Source organism: Lunatimonas salinarum (assembly GCF_017811155.1).
GTDB lineage: Bacteria > Bacteroidota > Bacteroidia > Cytophagales > Cyclobacteriaceae > Lunatimonas > Lunatimonas salinarum.
Map to the genome: position 1 here is coordinate 1 of NZ_JACVCV010000062.1, position 2109 is coordinate 2109.

Sequence of the window (2109 nt, forward strand, 5' to 3'; positions counted from 1 at the left end):
AGAGCTGCGTGGTTTCATTTAGACTCACCCCGTTGTAAAGGTAATCCTGTTGCGGAGTACCCAAGTCGGTATAGGCATTAAAGCTTCCCCCAAAAGGATAGTAATCATCCTTCTGTACGATATCCGTACCGGTAAGGTGTACGCTGAAATCATCCTTAATCGGAGATTCACTTTTATTCATCTCTCTTATTAATACCAGATTCGTACAGCTATTCTTTTCCCTTTTCCTTTCAAATCCGTTTCGTTACCAAAACAGCACCGAGAGACGGTTTGCAACCTCCGTTTACTCAGCGATTGCGGTAGACCTACTATTCTGTCTTATAAATCATGTCTTTGTTTCAAATCAAGGACTTCATGACACACCTACCGCCAGTAAGGAGAGTATGCATTCTACATTTTCTTAGGCTGTCAATATTCAATGTTTAGCATTGCGGAATATCGATAAAAAGCCTTAAAATATACCCTGCCTTTAGTAACCAAAACGAGAATAGGACCAACAGCAATGATAATTTGATAATAGAAACTATCTTTTCCTCATGAAACTTACTCCTGATTTTGTTTATGCGACTTACTGAATAATACCAGTAGTTGAAGCCTAACAGAACCAACCCTACAATTCCAAATACTATTTTTAAAGAAGTATCCTTACTCACAAAAGCATCACAACCGAAGAAATACTTAGCTAGCAGTATAAAAACAGGAAGTATCAAAAATGCTTGAAATATAGTTATCCCTAATCTGCCCCAATAAGTAGAATTGTAAATTCTTAGTCCAAGTATTTTTCTAAACAAATAATTAAATACAATCATTAGTATCCTATGTTTAATCTACCTTTCATATTAGTATCAATGGCATTCTTCGCATAATCTGTAACGCTCTGCCCAAAAATAAGATTACTCCCTACATCAACAACACCATAAGCAACGCCATACACTGGGAAGCCTATCTGTAAGGCAGTATTTAATGCAACAAAAGCATCTCCAAATGTTAATTGACCGTCTGAAAAAATATTGATCCCATTAGTAACTATAGCTGTAACGGTCAAGGCCGGTGCGGCAACTTTCATAATTGATGCACCATTTCTAGCAAGGCTATTACTTATTTTACCTAAATATACGGCATTGTTATTGACCGCATGCGGAGATATGAATATGTTCTTTTTTAAGAATAATGGTACACTGCCACCATGTTTTGCCTGAGATGCAGCAGCAATGAAAGATGGCTTTAGCGCTGCTATAGCCAGCTCTGTAGAGGTCAAAAAATCTACCGTTCCAAACCCGGCATATTGCATACTGCCAGCATTTGTTTGAACATCATCTACAATCAATTTAGAACGGGGACCAGTTGCAACTGCATTTCCATTTGAATCTAAAATTGTTTTAGCTTCGTAATCTACCCATTTATATTTTATTGTATATCCTGAACTATATAAATTTTCGAACGCATCTGAATCCATCAACATATAGTTATGATAGGGATCCCTATACTGATCTGACCAGTGACTCCCCGAACCCGGGCCGGTAAATCCGCCAGCCTTTGGCATAAGGTCAAAGGGATTCTGGGAGTAGTTTGATGCATAGGTATTCCCCGTACCCCACATTCCTGCATCATCCCCCATCAATCCCATCGGGTCACTGTAGCGTACCGGGTTGTTAAACCCAAAGTGGTAGGGACTTAGGCCCGGCACCATGGCGGTCAAGGGGTCTATATGATTGAACCTCCCCAGATACGGATCGTAGGTCCTGAAGGCCGTTTCATAAAGCTGCGTGGTCTTGTTCCGCCTTACCCCGTTGTAAAGGTATTCCTGCTGTGGGGTACTCAGGTCGGTATAGGCATTAAAGCTTCCCCCAAAAGGATAGTAATCATCCTTCTGTACAACATCCGTACCGGTAAGGTATACACTGAAATCGTCAAAAAAGACTTCCACAGGATCTCCATTTTCATTGGAGACGTAAATATACACATATTCCGGTTCTGATATCGTCATCGGGCCGACATTTAGGTATTGGTGGCTGATATCCGATCCATCTTCGGCGGCTTCCTTCCCGATTTGTTTGAAGCTGGAATTTATCAGGTTTTAGCCTTGGTAAAACTCCAGCGTATTGAGCA

2 protein-coding genes are annotated in these 2109 nt (G+C 40.5%); both read right to left on the reverse strand.

Features of this window, described 5'->3' with window-relative positions; translation table 11 throughout:
* Positions 1-181 (reverse strand): hypothetical protein (locus IAQ59_RS21815; protein WP_209332974.1); only part of this gene is annotated, 181 nt, incomplete at its 3' end.
* Positions 182-808: 627 nt separating this feature from the next.
* Positions 809-1987, reverse strand: a complete 1179-nt coding sequence (locus IAQ59_RS21820; protein WP_209332975.1) for an RHS repeat-associated core domain-containing protein — start codon at positions 1985-1987, stop codon at positions 809-811.
* Positions 1988-2109: the final 122 nt, after the last annotated feature.